The 20,313-nt window shown below is 33.6% G+C and carries 13 protein-coding genes; 8 read left to right on the top strand and 5 right to left on the bottom strand.

From position 1 onward, the window contains the following. Positions 1-8: 8 nt before the first annotated feature. The gene (gene mfd / locus ABI657_RS05960; RefSeq protein WP_348096326.1) at positions 9-3,374 is read right to left on the bottom strand and encodes a transcription-repair coupling factor; all 3,366 of its coding nucleotides are present in this window, start codon (positions 3,372-3,374) and stop codon (positions 9-11) included. Beyond that, positions 3,367-3,993, bottom strand: a complete 627-nt coding sequence (locus ABI657_RS05965; RefSeq protein ID WP_348096327.1) for a hypothetical protein — start codon at positions 3,991-3,993, stop codon at positions 3,367-3,369. Before ABI657_RS05965 ends, mfd begins: the two co-directional genes overlap by 8 nt. A 203-nt stretch (positions 3,994-4,196) precedes the next feature. Here ABI657_RS05965 and ABI657_RS05970 point away from each other — a divergent pair, with 203 nt between their 5' ends. Next, positions 4,197-5,135 carry an L-threonine 3-dehydrogenase gene (locus tag ABI657_RS05970; RefSeq protein WP_348096328.1) on the top strand — a complete coding sequence of 313 codons (939 nt, stop codon included), beginning with the start codon at positions 4,197-4,199 and terminating at the stop codon, positions 5,133-5,135. Positions 5,136-5,208: 73 nt separating this feature from the next. Here the strand turns inward: ABI657_RS05970 and ABI657_RS05975 are convergent, their stop codons facing one another. After that, positions 5,209-7,089: a M1 family metallopeptidase gene (locus ABI657_RS05975; RefSeq protein ID WP_348096329.1), complete on the bottom strand. Its 1,881-nt coding sequence runs from the start codon at positions 7,087-7,089 to the stop codon at positions 5,209-5,211. An 84-nt stretch (positions 7,090-7,173) separates the two neighbouring features. After that, positions 7,174-8,805 (bottom strand): S8 family peptidase, encoded by a 1,632-nt coding sequence (locus ABI657_RS05980; protein ID WP_348096330.1) that lies wholly within the window; start codon positions 8,803-8,805, stop codon positions 7,174-7,176. Between the two features lie 222 nt (positions 8,806-9,027). Between ABI657_RS05980 and ABI657_RS05985 the strand changes: the two genes are divergently transcribed. Beyond that, positions 9,028-10,341: a T9SS type A sorting domain-containing protein gene (locus ABI657_RS05985; protein ID WP_348096331.1), complete on the top strand. Its 1,314-nt coding sequence runs from the start codon at positions 9,028-9,030 to the stop codon at positions 10,339-10,341. 76 nt (positions 10,342-10,417) lie between these two features. Here the strand turns inward: ABI657_RS05985 and ABI657_RS05990 are convergent, their stop codons facing one another. Further along, the gene (locus tag ABI657_RS05990; protein ID WP_348096332.1) at positions 10,418-11,275 is read right to left on the bottom strand and encodes an MBL fold metallo-hydrolase; all 858 of its coding nucleotides are present in this window, start codon (positions 11,273-11,275) and stop codon (positions 10,418-10,420) included. Positions 11,276-11,394: 119 nt separating this feature from the next. Between ABI657_RS05990 and ABI657_RS05995 the strand changes: the two genes are divergently transcribed. The 6 genes from ABI657_RS05995 to ABI657_RS06020 all read left to right on the top strand — a co-directional run bounded on the left by ABI657_RS05995 (position 11,395) and on the right by ABI657_RS06020 (position 19,890). Further along, positions 11,395-12,021, top strand: coding sequence for a response regulator transcription factor (locus tag ABI657_RS05995; protein WP_348096333.1), 627 nt, complete (start codon positions 11,395-11,397; stop codon positions 12,019-12,021). Positions 12,022-12,036: 15 nt separating this feature from the next. Continuing rightward, positions 12,037-13,785, top strand: a complete 1,749-nt coding sequence (locus ABI657_RS06000) for an ATP-binding protein (protein WP_348096334.1) — start codon at positions 12,037-12,039, stop codon at positions 13,783-13,785. A 236-nt stretch (positions 13,786-14,021) separates the two neighbouring features. Beyond that, positions 14,022-15,221, top strand: a complete 1,200-nt coding sequence (locus ABI657_RS06005; RefSeq protein WP_348096335.1) for a hypothetical protein — start codon at positions 14,022-14,024, stop codon at positions 15,219-15,221. Positions 15,222-15,228: 7 nt separating this feature from the next. After that, entirely contained in the window at positions 15,229-16,086 is an 858-nt protein-coding gene (locus ABI657_RS06010) for a T9SS type A sorting domain-containing protein (RefSeq protein ID WP_348096336.1), read from the top strand. 2 nt (positions 16,087-16,088) lie between these two features. Beyond that, entirely contained in the window at positions 16,089-18,575 is a 2,487-nt protein-coding gene (locus tag ABI657_RS06015; RefSeq protein WP_348096337.1) for a T9SS type A sorting domain-containing protein, read from the top strand. Between the two features lie 16 nt (positions 18,576-18,591). Continuing rightward, entirely contained in the window at positions 18,592-19,890 is a 1,299-nt protein-coding gene (locus ABI657_RS06020) for an IPT/TIG domain-containing protein (protein WP_348096338.1), read from the top strand. Positions 19,891-20,313: the final 423 nt, after the last annotated feature.

The raw sequence follows: 20,313 nt of genomic DNA on the forward strand, positions 1-20,313 counted from the left end.
TAATTTTACTACACGCCCAACATCTCCATCAATTCCAAAGCTCGTTTGGTGGATTTTACATTCTCAAAAGTCAATAAAAGTCGCAAGCCGTTTGGCGTTTGTTTTTCTTTCATTTGGCAAAGTGAGCTGTATTTTTGTACAAACTGCAACACCTTTCTGAACTTTGAAGACTGGTAATAATCAGACTGCTGATCCGAAACAAAATAACCAATCATTTTGCCTTTTTTCATCACCAGTTTTTCGATTCCGATGTTGGTTGCGATCCATTTGATACGAATGCTGTTCATAAGGGCATTGGCGCGCGGAGGCATCGGGCCGAAACGGTCGATCAATTTGTTTTGAAAGATGATCAATTCCTCTTCGTTTTTTACCGAGCCCAATTCGTTGTACAAACTCAAACGTTCCGTGACATTATTGATATATTCATCAGAAAATAATAATTCAAAGTCGGTATCGATTTGTAAATCTTTGACGTATTCCTTCGTTTCAATATCATTCTCTTCCGGATATAAATCTTTGAATTCATTTTCTTTTAATTCCTCGATGGCTTCGTTCATGATTTTTTGGTAGGTATCAAAACCAATTTCATTGATGAAACCGCTTTGTTCGCCGCCCAATAAATCTCCTGCACCACGAATCTCCAAATCTTTCATAGCAATGTTAAAACCACTTCCGAGTTCGCTGAATTGCTCCAAAGCCTGAATACGTTTTCTGGCATCTTCGGTCATGGAAGAATACGGCGGACAGATGAAATAACAGAACGCTTTTTTGTTGCTTCGACCAACACGTCCCCGCATTTGATGCAGATCTGATAGTCCGAAATTATTGGCATTATTGATAAAAATCGTGTTGGCATTTGGTACATCCAAACCGCTTTCAATAATGGTGGTGGCTACCAAAACATCAAAATCCCCGTTCATGAAAGCTAACATCAATTCTTCGAGTTTGGCTCCTTCCATTTGTCCATGACCAATTCCGACTCTCGCATTCGGAACCAAACGCTGAATCATACCAGCTACTTCTTTGATGTTTTCTATTCGGTTATTGATGAAGAAAACTTGTCCGTTTCGTTGAATTTCATACGAAATCGCATCACGAATAATTTCCTCGTTAAAACCTACCACATTTGTTTCAATAGGATAACGATTTGGCGGAGGCGTTGTTATTACAGACAAATCGCGCGCAGCCATTAATGAAAACTGAAGCGTTCTCGGAATTGGCGTTGCGGTTAAGGTCAGTGTATCGACATTAGCGGCAATCGTTTTTAATTTATCCTTTACGTTCACTCCAAACTTTTGTTCCTCATCAACAATCAATAAACCAAGGTCTTTAAAAACGACATTTTTATTGACCAATTGATGCGTTCCGATGACAATGTCGAGTTTTCCTTCGGCTAAATCTTTTAAAGTCTGTGCTTTTTGTTTGGCGGTTCTGAATCGGTTTAAATAACCGACAGAAACCGGCATATCTTTCAATCGTTCTGTAAAAGTTCGATAATGCTGATAAGCCAAAATCGTGGTCGGAACCAAAATCGCAACTTGTTTGCTATTGTCAACGGCCTTAAAAGCAGCACGAATGGCAACTTCTGTTTTTCCAAAACCAACGTCGCCACAAACCAAACGATCCATTGGGCGATCGCTTTCCATGTCGGCCTTTACTTCCTGTGTTGATTTGGTCTGATCCGGGGTATCTTCATAAATAAACGAGCTTTCTAATTCATTTTGAAGATAACTGTCAGGCGCAAACGCAAACCCTTTTTCCAATCTTCGTTTGGCATACAACTGAATCAAATTGAAGGCAATATGTTTTACGCGTGCTTTGGTTTTTTGTTTTAAAATCTTCCACGCGTTCGATCCTAATTTATAAATTTTAGGCGGTGTTCCGTCTTTTCCGTTGTATTTTGAAATTTTATGAAGCGAGTGAATGCTTACATACACAATATCATTATCAGCATAAACCAATTTGATAGCTTCCTGAGTTTTGCCTTCCACCTGAATTTTCTGCAAACCGCCAAACTTTCCAATTCCATGATCGATGTGTGTTACATAATCGCCCACCGAAAGTGAGGTCAATTCTTTAAGCGTAATGTTTTGCTTTTTAGAATAGCCGTTTTTAATGTTGAATTTATGATAACGCTCAAAAATCTGGTGATCTGTATAGGCCGTTATTTGATTTTCTTCGTCAATAAAACCTTGGTACAAGGGCAACACAACGGTGTGATATTGCTTGCGGATGTTTTCTGAATTGGCTTCGTCCAAACTTTCAAAAATATCATGAAACCGTTTGGCCTGAGCATCATTCGAACAAAACAGATAATTTTTATAGCCGTTAAAATGATTCTCACTTAGATTATTCAGCAACAAATCAAACTGTTTATTGAAGGATGGCTGCGGCTGAAAATGAAATTCGAATTTTTTAGTGGTTTTGAAAATTGATTTTGAAGCCAATTCTACTATCGAAAAATTTAAAGCTCTTTTGATAAACGAACTCTGATTTAAAAATAATTGTTCCGGAGTAGCGTGTTTTATTTCTCCCGAAAGTTTCTCAAAAGCTTCTTCGGCCCTTGCAAATTGTTTGTCTAACTGACTAAAAAGTCCTTCGGTATTCTGAATAAAAATAACGGTCTTTTCGGCAATATAATCTAAAAAGCTTTCACGGTTTTCCTGAAAAATTTTGTTTTCGACATTCGGAATAATGGTAATTTTTTTATGTGTTACTAACGATAATTGAGTTTCAACATCAAAGCTTCTGATACTATCTACTTCATTTCCAAAGAATTCAATTCTATAGGGATGATCATTTGAAAAAGAAAACACATCAACTATTCCTCCACGAACCGAAAATTCTCCAGGTTCTGTAATAAAATCTACTCTTTTAAATTCATATTCGAATAAAACTTCGTTAATAAAATCAATCGAAATTTTATCGTTGACAGCGACTTTTAAAGTGTTATTATCAAGTTGCTGACGTGTAACGACTTTTTCAAAAAGCGCTTCAGGATAGGTGACAATTATGGCTGGTTTTTTACGGGAATTAATCCTGTTTAATACCTCAGCACGAAGCAAAACATTGGCATTATCTGTTTCATCAACCTGATAAGGACGACGAAATGAAGCAGGATAAAACAGAACATCCTGCTCACCGATCATTTGTTCGAGGTCATTCAAATAATAAGCAGCTTCTTCCTTGTTATCTAAGACAACTAAAAAAGGCAATTCGGTTTTTTTGAAAACAGCACGAATTATAAACGAAACTGCTGAACCCAATAATCCGCTAAGATGCATTTTTACCTGATTCTGATCTAGTAATTGTGTGGCAATCTGCTGTGTTTTAGGCAGATTGTCATACGTAGTATATAAGGCGTTTTTACTCAATTTTTGTTAAATTTTGATCTATATTTCGTGCCGGAACCGGCGCTAAGGCTGCATTTGGGATTGCACGTGTTGTATCTAACATTCTGAGAAAATCTTCTTCTCCCTGCTCTTTTGGAATTTTACTTTTCTCGATAATTTTGTCCATTTGTCTTTGTAAAGAAACCAATTCTTTATTTATTTCGCCAATCAAAAAGGTTACTTTTTCATCCGGGATTCTATCTAAGTGAATAAACAAATCCATCATTTTTACTTTAGTAATTAAAATTGAGATTCGGCTTTTTATATTTGGCTGATTGAATTGTGCCGGAATATTATTATTTAATGCCACTGCCTTTTTAGCAATTGCTAAAGATTTTTTTTGAAAAGCACCAATTGTTTTTCTCGGTTTTCCGCCCAGTTCTTTTAAAAAATCCCCCCATTCCTTCCAATCCTTGACATTTTTTTCTGAAATTTCATTAATAGGCTCATCAATAAACGACCATCCTTTATTTATATTATTAAAAATGATTTCTTTCTTTTTAGCTTCTTTAATATTTTCTGCAAGGCGTTTTTCATTTTGATCCTGACATGAATTCAGCACAAAAATTAAAAGTAGAAAAAGAGATGTTTTGTATTTCATCAGGTACAACATTAAGCTACAAAGTTACAAGTAAATTTACAATTATGAATTTTGATTTACAATGATTTTATGGGGATCCTAGAAAATTTTTTGAAAACGAATTAGACAAAAAAAATATTATTTGTTGTTAAATTCATAATTTAACATTCTTAAAAGTATGATTATTTACGAATACATTATATTTGTTCTTTAAATATATTCAAATGACTCCAAAAATATTAATCATTGGCGCTTGTGGTCAAATTGGGACAGAACTGACACAGAAACTGCGTAAGCTGTACGGAACAGAAAATGTTATTGCTTCTGACATTCGAAAATTAAATACTGATGTGGTGAATTCAGGTCCGTTTGAAGTGGTCAATGCATTAGATTTTAACCAAATTGAGCATCTTGTTGAAATACACCAAATTACAGATGTCTATTTAATGGCCGCACTTTTATCGGCTACAGCAGAAAAAAATCCTGCCTTTGCCTGGGATCTGAATATGAATTCTTTATTCCACGTTTTGAATCTGGCAAAAGCAAAAAAAATAAAAAAGATTTTCTGGCCATCGAGTATCGCTGTTTTTGGACCTACAACTCCCAAAGAAAATACACCGCAATACACCATTATGGAACCTTCGACCGTTTACGGAATCAGTAAACAAGCGGGAGAAAGATGGTGTGAATATTACCATAACATTTACGGAGTTGACGTTCGCAGTATCCGTTATCCAGGCCTAATCAGCTGGTCGACTCCTCCTGGTGGCGGAACCACAGATTATGCTGTTGACATTTTTCATAAGGCTATTGCCGATAAAAAATACGAGTGCTTTTTATCATCAGAAACTAAAATGCCGATGATGTATATGGATGATGCGATTGATGCTACAATCAACATCATGAAAGCTCCAACTGAACAAATCAAAATTCACTCTTCGTATAACTTAGCTGCAATGAGTTTTACGCCAACCGAAATTGCAGCCGAAATCAAAAAGCATATTCCGGAATTTGAAATTACTTACAATCCTGATTTCCGTCAGAAAATTGCGGACAGCTGGCCTGCCAGCATTGACGATGCTGATGCCAGAAAAGACTGGGGATGGCAACATACTTTTAATTTGGAATCGATGACGAAGGATATGCTGGAGCATTTGGGCTAAAACAAAATTTATTAAACACAAAAAGGTCCCGTTTAGAATGTAAACGGGACCTTTTTATTACTTTAAATAAGGGTTATTTCACTTCAAAAACATTATTTCCAGCTTTTACATCAGCCATTAAACCGCTTGAATCAATTGTGATTTTTTTAATCGCTGATTTGTTTTTATCAATTGTAAAACTATAATTTGACTGTGCCCAGGCCCAATCTTGCAAAACAGTTCTTTTTGTGTCTGGATTAGGATTTGGTTTGATAAAATTCATCATTCGCAAAGGAATGTAAAAACTTTCAGAAGTCCCGTCCGTATATTCAACAGTCAAATCAATTGGCATTGGCATTCTGCCGAGTCTTTCTAAAGCGACACTTGTTTTACCATTATTATCAGCAACATCTTTAATTCCGTAATCAATTGTGTTTGCTGTTTGAGCCCAATCAGTCAGATACCAATCCAATTCAGCACCTGAAACTCTTTCAGCCGATCTTTTAATATCGTTGGGTGTTGGGTGTTTGAATTTGAAATCGTTAAAATATCTTTTTAAAGTCGCATCTGTATTTTCTTTTCCAATCACATATTCCAACTGTGATAAAAAGATACTTCCTTTTATATAAGATGAAATACTATACGGTCTGTTTTCGTCGTAACGATCACCATGCGTTGTTTGTGGCTGTTCTTTTCCCGAATTTACCAAACTGAAGTAAGCTGCATAATTTCCTTTAAAAGGATTCACTGCTTTTTTATCGCCCTTTAATTCATTCAAAGCAATGTCTTCGATGTACGTTGTAAAACCTTCATCCATCCACGGATGTTTGGATTCATTTGAAGCCAGAATATGCTGAAACCAGGAATGACCCAATTCGTGTGTTGCTGTTCCCAAGACACCTTCTAAAGTCCCATTTCCTAAGATTAACGTGCACATTGCATATTCCATTCCGCCATCTCCACCCTGAATAAAAGAATATTGTTTATACGGATATTGACCTACTTTCTGGTTGTAAAAATCCATTACTTTAACCATTAAAGGCTGTAATTGCTTCCAGTTTTCTGTGGTTTTAGGATTGTTTTTGTAGAAGAAATGCAAATCTACATCGTTTGGCCCTTTTACAATATCATGTGTGTATTCCTTGTCAGCAGCCCAGGTAAAATCATGGACATTTGGCGCAATAAAATGCCATGTCAAAGTTTTTGCTTTCTTTGGATAAGTAACTGTTACACCTTTATCTTCATAACCATGACCAATTTCATTTTTATCCTGTAAATATCCTGAACCTCCAATGGTGTAGTCTTTATCAATAGTAATTTTTACATCAAAATTACCCCAAACCCCGTGAAATTCTCTTGCAATGTAGGGATCTGCATGCCAGCCTTCAAAATCAAATTCGGCTAATTTTGGATACCATTGCGACATTGATAATGCTACGCCTTCAGAATTATTTCTTCCCGAACGACGAATCTGAACCGGAACCTGTCCGTCAAAATCTAAGCTAAAAGTCGATTTAGAATTCGGTAAAATTGGTTTTGACAAAGTTACTTCTAAAATAGTCCCGGAAGTTCTGGTTTGAGCCGTTACGCCATCCTGTTTGAAATTGGTGATTTTTAAAAAACCGATTTCATTTGGTTTCAAAGTTTCAATTCGGCTTTGTTTTATTTCTTTACCATCAGCACCTTTTACCTTATTAACCATTCTTCCGTCAGGATCTTTTATAAAATGAAGACGCGCATCCATTTCACTTCCAGGTTGGAAAGCATTAAAAAATAAGTGATAATATACTTTTTTTAAAGTATCAGAAGAGTTGTTGGAGTAAACCAATTCTTGTTTTCCTTTGTACTGATAGCTTTTTATGTCCATTGATACTTCCATTTTATAATCAGCATGCTGTTGCCAATAAGAAGTGTTTTGAGAAAAGGAAATCTGTAAACCAAAGCCAAAAAAAGAAAGCAGGATAATTTTTTTCATTTGAATTACTGCGGTATTAAAAAATTACAAGTTTACAAAAGAGGCTCTTGTAAACTTGTAATTAAATTATTTAAAATTTATGTTTTACTTAGACATTTTTTCAGCCATCAATAAAGCATTGTAAGCATTTACCATTTTGGCTGTTCGGGAAGATTCAGCAGACGAAACCGCAACAGGTTCCTGATCCGGATTTGGATTGTCTCCCAAAACTACACTTGAAGGAAGCATTACTCCTGAATCCATCAAAATTTGTTTTACTTGTTTTGCCTTTAATTTTGGATAATAAGAACGAATCAATGTAGCTACTCCAGCTGCATTTGGGGATGCCATTGAAGTTCCCTGGAGATATTTATATTTATTATTTGGAACAGTTGCATAAATTTCCTCTCCCGGAGCAAAAACATCTACGTTTAATTTTCCGAAGTTGGAGAATTGAGCCACAACATTTTTTCCGTAAGATTTGTTAATCGCGCCAATTGTAATTAGGTTATCTGCAAATTCATTAATATTGTCTTCAGAATCATTAGGATAATTAATGTTCTTTGCATCATCAATATTGTAACCATCATTTCCTGCTGCATGAACAATTAAAACATCTTTTTTAGCCGCATATTTAATAGCTTCATATACCCATTTTCTTTGAGGCGAAAAACTTTTACCAAAACTTCCGTTAATTACTTTTGCTCCATTATCGACCGCATAACGAATTGCAAGAGCGATATCTTTATCATATTCATCTCCGTCTGGCACTGCTCTGACAGCCAAAATTTCAACGTTATTGGCAACTCCGTCTCCACCTAAGTTATTGTTGCGAACCTGAGCTATAATTCCGGCAACGTGAGTTCCGTGTAATGCTTTTTCTTTGTCCGGTCCAAAAACAATATTATTACCATATTTTGTGCTTTTAATATCGTCTGCATTATCACCTAAAACTTTTCTTCCGTCAAAATCTTTATTCAGGGTAAAATTTAATTCGCCGTAAACATGTTCTCTGTAATCTTCTAATTCAACACTTGGATCAAAATTTGGTCCGCCGTTGGTAAAGATTTGTGTCATAATCATTTTACTTCTGCTAACTTTCGGATCAGCAGATGTAATACCTGAAACATCTTTAAGTGTATATTTTTCTTTATTTAATGCCGTTTTTAAGGTGTTGTGTACATCTAATAAAAAATCTACTTGTTCCTTCTCTTTTAGTGCCTTCTCGTACTTTTCTGTATATTGGGCCAAAGCACTTTTATATTGTTGGGAACCATCATCTCCTTTTTTAACAATGCGGGTCATTTCAAGGTTTTCATTAACAATATTTCCCAGAAAATTCCATCCATGAATATCATCAACATAACCATTTTTGTCATCATCGATTCCGTTTCCTGCAACTTCCTTTGGATTTGTCCAGATCATTCCTTTCAAATCTTCGTGTTCGATATCAACACCAGAATCTACAATTCCGACAATTACTCTTTTACCGGTTTTGCCTTGTAATAATTCGGCATAAGCCTTATCTACACTCATTCCGGGAATAGAGTCTTTTATTAAGTCCAAATGACTCCATCTTTTTAATTCATTTTCTTTAAGAGGTGCTTTTTTAACTACCGATATAGGCGCTTTTATAAATTCTTTTGAAGTTGAAACTTGCGCCTGCATAGTTGCGCCACATCCTGCTAAAACAAGTAATGCAAAAGCAGATAAATTGAGAGGTTTTATAGGAATCATGTATAATTTAATAGATGTTGAAAATAATTCGACTAAATTATACTTTTTTGTTATAAAAAACTAACCGTTAACACTGTGTTATGATTTTTATATTTCAAAATTTTATCACCTAACAATATTTAAAAATTATTCTAAGTAATTTATCTATTGGAACACAACATTATTAAGTAAGAAAATGACGTATTATTTGTATTATTGCAAACTCAAACAATTATTGAATTTATGAAAACAAAACTACTTTTGATGCTATTACTGGCAAATTTTTCTATTTATGCACAATACACAAACATCCCAGATGTTAATTTTGAAAAACAATTAATTTCTTTAGGGATCGATACGGGAACTCCAGATGGACAAGTATTAACTTCAAGCATATCGAGCCTATCTACATTGGATGTTAACAATAGCTCAATTGCTGATTTGACAGGAATAGAAAATTTTACTGCTCTTGAAAATTTATACGCTAGAAAAAATCAATTATCAATTGCTGATTTTTCATCAAATGTTTTACTAAAATATCTAGATTGTAGTAGAAATCAATTAACAAGTTTAAATGTTTCAAAAAATACCAAATTAATTGGTCTAAATATTGGTTTTAATACCTTAACAGAAATAGATCTAAAATCAAATGTTCTTTTGGAAGGGATTGATTTTCAGACAAACGCATTAACAAACGTAGATCTTACAAAAAACACAAAATTGACTAATATAAATGCGTTAGTAAATCAGTTAACAGACTTAGAATTATCTGCAAACACACTTTTATCCAGTTTATCAGTTAGTTCGAATAAATTAACTTCTTTAGATATTAACAATAATATTGAATTGACATATTTAAATTGTGGTAATAATCTATTAACAGGAATAAATGTTTCAAAAAACATAAATTTGATCGATTTTTATTGTCATAACAATCAAATAACAAATCTGGAAATTAAAAAAAATATTCTTCTAAAAGGCTTTATGTGCAATGGTAATAAACTTTCTAGTATTGATGTCTCAAACAACCCAGAACTAGAAATGTTTGACTGTTTAGAAAACCAACTAACTAGTCTTGATATCTCTAAAAATCCAAAAATAACAGAATTGGCTTGTGAAGAAAATCAGTTAACGTACCTAAATTTAAAAAACGGAAACAACCTAAATTTAGATCTTACCTATTCAAACTTTTCAAAAAATCCAAATTTAACTTGCATTGAAGTTGACGATATTGCTTATTCTAATGCCAACTGGACAAACATAAAAGATGCTACAGCAACATATGCGTCAGCATGCACTAAATTAGGTCTTGAAGATTTATTATTCGATAAAATAGCACTCTATCCAAATCCTACTAAAGATGAAGTTACTATTACTAATATTGCATTAGAAAAAGCAACAGTCTACAATGCATTAGGACAATTGGTGAAATCTTTTACATTAAACTCAAACAATATAAATAACACCATCAGTTTATCCGGTTTGCCAAAAGGAATATATTATGTATATTTAATCAATCAGGAAACCGCTTCTGTTAAAAAAGTTATAATGGAATAATTACAATTCTATTGTAATTAAAAATCCCATTTTCAAAATAATGAAAATGGGATTTTTTTTATGCTTTCAAATTTATCTAAAGAATTTGTTCGCAAGTAAAAACTTCTTTTAACCTAACCCCCTTCTCTGTATTTTCTAACGTTATAATTTGATTATGCGCATCATGTTCCAGAAACAGATAATAATTATTTGTCGCAGCAGCATTTAAAAATTTCTCTTTTTCATCTAATGCTAAAAGTGGTCTTGTATCATAACCCATAATATACGGCAAGGGAATATGTCCTGCAGTGGCCAATAAATCAGCACAAAAAACAATCGTTTTATCCTTATACTGAATGTGCGGAATCATTTGTTTTTCGGTATGGCCGTCGGCAAAGAAAATTCCGAAACCTAGTTCCGACTGTGGTAAAAAATCACTTCCGGGTCTTTTTATGAAATTCAGCTGACCACTTTCCTGCATTGGTAAAATATTCTCTGATAAAAAAGAAGCTTTTTCACGGGCGTTTGGCTTTATCGCCCATTCCCAATGGTTATCATTTGTCCAGAATTTAGCATTTTTAAACGCTGGTTCATACCCGGTTTTATCTGCATTCCATTGCACACTTCCACCACAATGATCAAAATGTAAATGGGTCATAAAAACATCGGTAATATCATCTCTGTGAAAACCATATTTCGCCAGAGAATCATCCAGCGAATGCGTTCCCCAAAGCGAATAATACCCAAAAAACTTTTCAGATTGTTTGTTTCCCATTCCCGTATCAATCAAAATCAGGCGTTTTCCATCTTCAATAAGTAAACAACGTGCGGCAATATCAATTAAGTTATTGTTATCGGCAGGATTCGTTTTATTCCAGATTGTTTTGGGCACAACTCCAAACATCGCACCTCCGTCTAATTTAAAGTTTCCTGATTCTATAGGATAAAGTTTCATTTTTTTGTATTTAATTCAGAATAAGATGCAATTTAGTCCTTTAGTTTTATTTACTACGCTTATTTGCGTATTTTAGAAGTGCTTTATTATTTTTAATATTGTCAGATAAATCAAGGCAAATGAAAAAAAGAATTGGCATTGTGGAGGACAACCGTGATTTACGAGAAGCATTGGCAATGATGATTCAGTTTACGGAACAATATGAACTTGCTGGCACTTTTGAAAATGCAGAAACTGCAATAGAAGTTGTGCCGACAATAGCAATCGATGCTTTATTGATGGACGTAAATTTGCCTGGATATAACGGTTATGAATGCGTTTCGATTTTAAAAGCTAAAAAACCCAGCCTTTTTTTTATCATGTGCACTTCCTACGAAGACGATGAGATTATTTTTAAAAGTTTAAAGGCTGGTGCCAGCGGATATATTTTAAAAACTGAAGGTCCAACAAAAATTATTGATGCCCTGAACGATTTATTTGATGGCGGAAGTCCGATGAGCAGCAGCATTGCGAGAAAAGTAGTTGGGAGTTTTTCGAAATTGGACACTATTGATGAAGGTGTACAATTATTAACACCTCGCGAGAACGAAATTTTAGAATTACTGGCTACCGGAAAAATGAACAAAGAAGTTGCAGACAACCTTCAGATAAGCGGAGGAACGGTTCGAAAACACATTCAGCATATTTATGAAAAACTCCAGGTTAACACCAGGGTTGAAGCGGTAAACTTGTATCTAAAAAGATAATTAAAAAAAAGGAAGATGAAGTTATATTATTTCTTATTTTTTCTGTTTTCAGCTGTTCTTGTTTTTTCCCAGGAAACAATTTCAGATAAAAAAAAAGCGTTTGATAAATGCACAACCAGCAGTTGTAAAATAACTAATTCGATAGCTGTATCAGAACAATATCTGGAACTGGATCAAATTGAAGAAGCGCAAAAATGGCTGAACTATTCTAAAAAAATGTTATTAAAGTATCCAGACGATATGCAGCAATATTGTGTCAATAGTTTACAGTCGGAGCTTTTTTATTATTCTGGATTGTATCAATTTGGTTTACATGAAGCTCAAAAAGCAATAAAATTAGCCAGGAAGTCCAAGGACAGTTTACACCTTTCCAATGCTTTTCTAATTGAAGGAATTAATTGGTTCGAAATGGGTAAAATCGCGAATTCGGAAGATTCCTATCATAAAGCAAAGAAATATTTTCCTTTAAAATCTAATAGCAATTACAAAAGATATCAAATAAACAAGGAATACATTTATAATGATATTGCTCAATTAAAAATAAAAACCAGACAATTGGATTCGGCTTATTTTTATAATAAAAAAGCATATGGTTTTGCTAAAAATTTAAAAGACCAGAGATGTATTGCTAACATTGAACGTACTTTTGGAGATCTTTTTTTAAAACAAAACAAAAAAGATTCAGCTGATTTTTATTTCAAAAAAAGCATCAAAACATCTTTAGATTCCGCAATTTATGACACTGCCTTATTAGGTTTTGGAAGCTTAATTGAATCCAGTTCCGAAGAATCTCAAACAGTTCGTTATTATTTTGAGAAAGGACAGGAAATAATAAAACAACACAATGTAAATCCTTCTTTTCAAAAACTTTTCTATGAGCAGTCATTATCTAAATTTCAATCTCTTAGTGATAAAAATTTAGTATTGTCAACGCAGGGAAAGCTATTAGAAATTGAAAAAAACACGAATCAAAACGGAAATCTTTACATTCAAAAAATCACAGACCAATATATTAATAGTGAAAACAAATTACTCTTATCTAAAATCAATCAATTAGATAAAGAAAAAAATATAAAAATCCTGCAGCTTCTTGCCACGATTTTTTTCGGATTAATTTTAATGCTTATCATTATTATTATCAGAAGAAAGAACAAATTACAGAAGAAAATTTTAGATCAAAAAAATGAGATCAGCAAAGACCTTCATGATGATATTGGCAGTGAATTAAGCAGTATTTTAATCAATGCCAATTTATTAAAGAATTACGATCCTAATGACAAGCAAAAAATACTCATTGACAAAATCAGCAATACCAGTTCTGAAATTTCACAACGTCTTAATGCCTTTATCTGGTCCCTGAATGCTGACAATAATAACGTTCGGAATTTTACAGAATACGTAAAACAATATGCCTATAAATTTTTTGAGGGAACTGAAACCAAGTTACTTTTTTCGGATGATATTGAGAGTATTTCGAACCGAATCCTAAACGGAAATTCCCGAAAAAATCTATTTTTTTCTATAAAGGAAGCTCTAAATAATACGGTTAAACATGCAGATGCTGCTAAAGTAATTATTACCATTTCTTCAATTGACAAAAAAGGGCTTCTCATTACTATTAAGGATAATGGAAAAGGCATGCAGGAAGGCAATAAATTTGGTAATGGATTAGTCAATATTAAAAAAAGAATAGCCCTCTTAAAAGGGAATGTAAAAATTCAATCCGGTAATGGATTGAAAATCAGTATTGAGATTCCTTTTTAACATTCATTAAATAGCATAAAAATTAAGTACGCCATTGAGCGTATTTTTTTTTGGATCCAAATATGCACATCTTCTAAAAACAGTTATTTATTTAACTTTTACTTCATTATTTAATAAAAATATCACTTTACCTATACTCTCAATTGCGTATTGTAGGATATTTCATTTTAAATCAATTTTACATCATAAAATAAGATAAATATCTGATTTCAAAACAATTAAAATTACAACACATTATGCAAAACTTAAAAATAAGACTCTCAATTTTTTTATTAATACTTATAACTTCATGTTCAAAAGATGATGGTGATTCTGATTCAGGAATTGACAGTTCCAATACAGTTTTTGTAGTTGGCCGTGAAGCCAAAGGAGATTTTCTTGTGCCTGTAATTTGGAAGAATGGAGAAAAAAGCTTCTTGCCTGCCATTGCAGACACAGATATTGACGATTTAAAAGTGGCGGTAGAAAACAATGATTTATATGTAGTAGGAGTTGAAACAAATTCAAACAATAAAATGAGTATTGTTTTATGGAAAAATGGTGTACAATCGAGATTTTCGGAAGCTGCTAATTTTGTCGAAATCAAACAAATAATTGTGGATAATGGAAGTGTATATGTACTAGGAGAAGAAAGATTGGCTGGAGGGGAAGACAAATACAGGTATTGGAAAAATGGTACTGCTACTACAATCATTAACTCTAGTGTAACAGTTGATGATGATTTTGAACAAAACGATGTTTCAAAAATGGTAGTTGTCAATAACGATGTTTATTGTATAGGATTTGAATGGAATGCTTCTGGAACAATACTAACTGGAAAATATTGGAAAAATGCAATTCCAACAGCTGTATCAGTTTTTAAAGATAAAATTTTTGATTTTTTGCAAGACATTCAGGTCAATGGAAATGAGGTCTCAATACTATTTAATCAACTAAATACAGCAACATTTGCTCAGGAAACAAAATTGTGGAAAAACAATGTTGTTAGTGTTTTGGGTAGTGGATCAAGTGATTTTTTTGCTGCCGGGATGGTTATAAAAGAGGGGGTTGAACATGTTTTAATTGAAGAAAAAATATCAGACACAAAAACAAAGCTATTGTATTTAAAAGACCGAGTAAAAACTGAAATTACCGATGGTAGTTCTGAAGTAACAAGAAGTTTTTTGAATGTAGATGGTAGTAATGTTTGTGTGGCTTATTACACGGATTTTATATTTACCTATACAACTAAATACTGGTTGAATGGTACAACTAAAACTTTAAACGGATTTGATAAAGAACCATTTGATGCTTTTTTCCTTTCAGGAACGGATGTTTATATGACATCTAGCGAGAGTAATAAGCCACAATTTTGGGTAAACGGAACACAAACTGAATTGCCATTCGATGCTAGTAAAAATTTTACAGTTGCAAATGATGTTTTTGTTACTAAATAAGAATACTATGAAAAAAATTACCTTTTTAATATTGTTTTTTACGGCTACTTTTTTAGCACATTCGCAAAATTTAATTCTTAATCCAAGTGCTGAAGAGCCTGCAATAAATGGCGAAATACCACATTGGACAGAAACCATTGGTAGCTCCTGGGTTGCTACAAATGATGCGGCTCTTTTCAATTTTGAAGCCAATACGGTTCCTAATGGGGATTCTTGGTTTTGGGCGGGTAATAATGTTCAAAATGTAGGCGGATTAAATGTAAGTGAAATAGAGCAGATTATTAATATAACTTCCGATGCTTCGGCAATTGATCTTGGAACTAAAAATTATTTTTTTAGTGGTTATACAAGATCATTTGAACAAGGATTAAACGATGAGTCTAATATTTTTATTGAGTATCTGGATGTAAATAATGTTATTCTAAACACGTTTACTTTTGGACCTTTTAGTACCAGTTCTTCTTGGATTAATGTGACTGGAATATTATTAGCTCCGATTAATGCCCGAAAAATCAGAATAAAACTACATACAATCCTCCGAAGCGGAAGCGATAATGATGGCTGTTATGACGATTTATATTTAGGAAGTGTGCCACTTCTGAGGATTTCTAAAAACAAACATAACGAATCAGATATTGTTATTTTTCCAAATCCATCCACAGGAATTTTCAATATCCAAACTACCAAATATATTGAAAATGTTTCCCTAAAAGTTTTTGATTTAAATGGGCGAATGATTCATCAAACTAAACCAGAAAATTTAGAAAATAAAATATTGGATTTAACGAATTTACAAAATGGTACATATATCCTGGATATTGAAAATGAAGACTATAATTATTCTCAAAAAATCATAAAACAATAATTATGAAAAAAGCATTACTCACAAAAATATTTTTATTCCTTGCAATTGGAGGAATGTATGCACAAGTTGGCGATATTGATTTAAACTTTAATGCAACAATTGGAGTAGGAGCAAATCTTAATGTTACTTCATTGGCAGTTCAGACAGACGGAAAAATTATAATTGTAGGAGAGTTTACAAATTATGCTTATACTCCAAAAAACCGTATCGCACGATTAAATCCCGATGGAACTCTTGATTACTCTTTTGATATAGGAACGGGAGCAAATGACAGAATTTCTGCTGTAACAGTATTGCCAAATGGTAAAATTATGATCATAGGGAATTTTACTTCTTATAATGGTATTGCCATAAATCGTATTGCTAGATTGAATACTGATGGAACACTCGATACAACTTTTATAGCAGGAACAGGTTTTAATGGTTATAGTTGCCTTGCTATTCAAACAGACGGAAAAATTTTAATTGGAGGATATTTTACTTCTTATAATGATGTTGCAACAAAGCACATCGTAAGACTAAATACTAACGGAAGTTTAGACAATACATTTGATCCGGGAGTTGGACCTACTAGTACGGTTAGAGAAATAGTAATTAAAACCGACGGAAAAATTGTGATTATAGGTGCTTTTTTGTCCTATGCCGGAATTTCAAGAAACGGTATAGCACAACTTAATGCTGATGGAACCCTTGACACTACTTTTTTTCCAGGAAATGGAGCGGTTGGTATTGAATCTATTGCATTGCAAAACGACGGTAAAGTTTTAATTGGAGGATACTTTGCCGCTTATAATTTTACTTCAAAAAATGGTGTTGTAAGGCTGAATCTTGATGGAACTATAGATAATACTTTCAATCTTGGAGGGGGACCTGATTTTTCAGTAAAGGAAATAGTAATACAATCGGATGCAAAAATTCTAATCGGAGGACAATTTACCTCCTATGATGGTATCTCAAGAAATAGGATTGCTAGACTGAATGCTGACGGATCGCTGGATGTTAATTTTGATACAGCAATTGGTGCGAATGAAACAGTCTCTTCTATTGCTTTACAAGCAGACGGAAAAATTTTAACAGCAGGGGATTTTACTTCTTATAATGATACTTTAAGAGGACGACTTGCCCGAATAAATACTGACGGAACTATTGATACTACTTTTTTCAACCCAGAAGGGTTTGCGAAAGGATCAGATAATACGATTGTATCCGTGGCAATGCAACCTGACGGGAAAATTTTGCTTGCAGGAGAATTTACTTCTTATAATGGTATTCCAAAAGTGGCAACAATAAGACTTAATGCAGACGGAACGCTTGATGCCCCTTTTAATCCAACAACAATAGGAACAGGAAGCGCAGTAGAATATAGTATTGTAGTACAACCCGATGGAAAAATTTTGCTTGCAGGACGACATTTTGATTCTAATTTTATATTAAGAGGTCGATTACTCCGAATGAATGCCGAAGACGGATCTTTAGATGAAACATTTTATATAGGAGCAGGTAATGCAAATGGAGATGTTTATTCAATTGCACTTCAATCTGACGGAAAAATTTTAATTGGAGGGATTTTCAGTTCTTATACAGGTGTTTCAAGAAATAGGATTGCCAGGCTAAACACCGATGGAAAAATTGACACCACTTTCGACCCACTATTAGGAACCAATAATGCCATCAATTCTATAGTAGTGCAACCTGATGGAAAAATTTTGATTGGAGGTACTTTCACTACTTATAATGGTATCTCAAGAAACCGCATAGCCAGATTAAATGCCGATGGAACGCTTGATACTACTTTTAACCCAGGAACAGGAGCAAACAATATCGTTAATGCTATAGCGCTGCAAACGGATGGAAAAATTTTAATAAGTGGAATTTTCACATCTTATAATAGTACTGCAAAAAAATATCTAGTCAGACTTAATTCCGACGGATTACTTGATACCACTTTTAATTCAGGGACAGGAGCAGATGGTCCGATTAAATCTATAAAAGTACAATTAGATAAAAAAATCCTAATAGGTGGTGGTGGATATTTTACTTCTTATGATGGAATTTTAAGGAATAATATTGCACTATTAAATACTGATGGAACACTCGATACCACTTTTGATCCAGGAACGGGAGCAAATAATGAAATTCGAGCTATATTAATTCAGCCAGATGGAAAAATTTTAATTGCAGGTAACTTTACTGCTTACAATGGTAAAACTGTGGGGCGCATAACTAGATTATTATCAAGTGATATAACACTATCAACCAAAGAATTTAATAAAGAAACTTTATTGATTTATCCAAATCCTGCAACAACCGAAATTTATTTTTCACAAGATCTTACAGAAATAGCTTTTTATACTATTTCAGGTCTTAAAACAAATGTTCCCTGCAGTTCAACTTCGGCAAATATTAGTGCGTTGCCTCAAGGAATTTACATCCTAAAAGGACTTGAAAACAATGGCAAAATAGTTACACAAAAAATAATAAAGAACTAATATAAAACATGTTATCATGAAAAAAATCATAACTCTAATCAGTTTAATTCTTTTGTTTTCCTGCTCCAATGATGAAGATAAAAAGGAAACAATTATTTTATCAATTGCTGACATCAGCCCAGCATCAGGACCCAAAAACACTCCTGTAACTATTACAGGATCAGGTTTCAGTGCTATAAGTTCTGAAAATGCTGTAACTATTAACGATAAAGTTTGTCCAATTATAAACAGCACTCCAACACAAATCACTATTACCATACCGCCAAGTGCAGGTTCGGGCAAAATAAATCTGACGGTAGGTAATGCTAGTGCAGAAAGCAACAATTTTGATTTTATAGTCACTACAACTGTAACCACGATTGCAGGAAATATAAAAGGCATTCAAGATGGTCAAGGTTCAGCGGCTCAATTTGATTTTCCACGAGGTATCACTGTAGATAACCAAGGAAACTTGCTCGTAACGGATGGAGATAGAATAAGAAAAATTTCATCAACTGGTTTGGTTACAACTATTGCTGGTAGCACAACGGGTTCTGAACACGGACAAAGTATATTGGCAAAATTTGATGGTCCTGCTGGAATAGTTATTGATGAATCTGGAAGATTATTTGTTGCTGATGAGTTCAATGATATGATAAGATTAATCTCTAATACTGGCTTAGTAAATACAACCGCAGGAGCTGTTACAGGATCTGATACGCCTGCTGTAAGCGGTTTTTTAGATGGCAATCGTTTCGAGGCTAAATTTGATCGTCCTGTTGGAATAGCTATTGATGTATCGGGAACATTATTTGTTGCTGACAGCCAAAATAGAAGAATACGAAAAATTGCAGGAAATAATGTAACAACATTTGCCGGAAGCGGAGATTTTAGTTCTGCTGACGGTCAGGGTAATACCGCAAGTTTTGGCAATCCTCAAGGATTAACAATTGATACTGCAGGTAATTTATATGTTAGTGATAGATTTAAAATTATTCGAAAAATAACTCCAACAGGATTAGTTACTACTATTGCAGGCTCGACTACTGGTGGTTTTGCAGATGGCCAAGGCAGTGTTGCAAAATTTAACAACGCAAATGGAATTATAGCTGATTCTCTCGGTAATTTATTTGTTACTGATGGACCAAGAATCCGCAAAATTTCTCCAACTGGCTTGGTTTCAACAATTGCTGGAACGGCAACAAATGGTTTTGCTGATGGAATTGCTACAATAGCACAATTTAACAATCCCCAAGGAATCACAATAGATTCTCAAGGCAATCTATATATTGCTGATACTATCAATTTTAAAATCCGCAAAATTACTTTTGATTAATCTTCAAACCACAAGATCTGCAGGTAGTAGTGCATTGCCTCAAGTTATATACATCCTTAAGCATTGGAAATCAAATACAAAATAATTACACAAACAGATAATTAAAAATTAATGTAAAATATCCTCTCATGAAAAAAATCATTAATAACTATAAAAAGGCAACAATTTTAATTCAAATTCACAAAGATTAGTAAAGCAAATAGGAATATTAAACCAATTATTATGAAAAAACCAGTAGTTTATTTTAGATTAAGCATAGTATAGAGAAGCAAGAAGAACTTGTGACACAGATAAGCCTAGAACTTTCTCTGCAGCATCTTATGGAAGCGTTAGCACATCTGTTACTTCAATTAAATCAATACTAAGATCACAAGGCGCCTTAGCTGTAGTTATTCTTACAAATGAAGATTTTAACAATTACTA

The organism is Flavobacterium sp., from assembly GCF_039930565.1.
Classification (GTDB): domain Bacteria; phylum Bacteroidota; class Bacteroidia; order Flavobacteriales; family Flavobacteriaceae; genus Flavobacterium.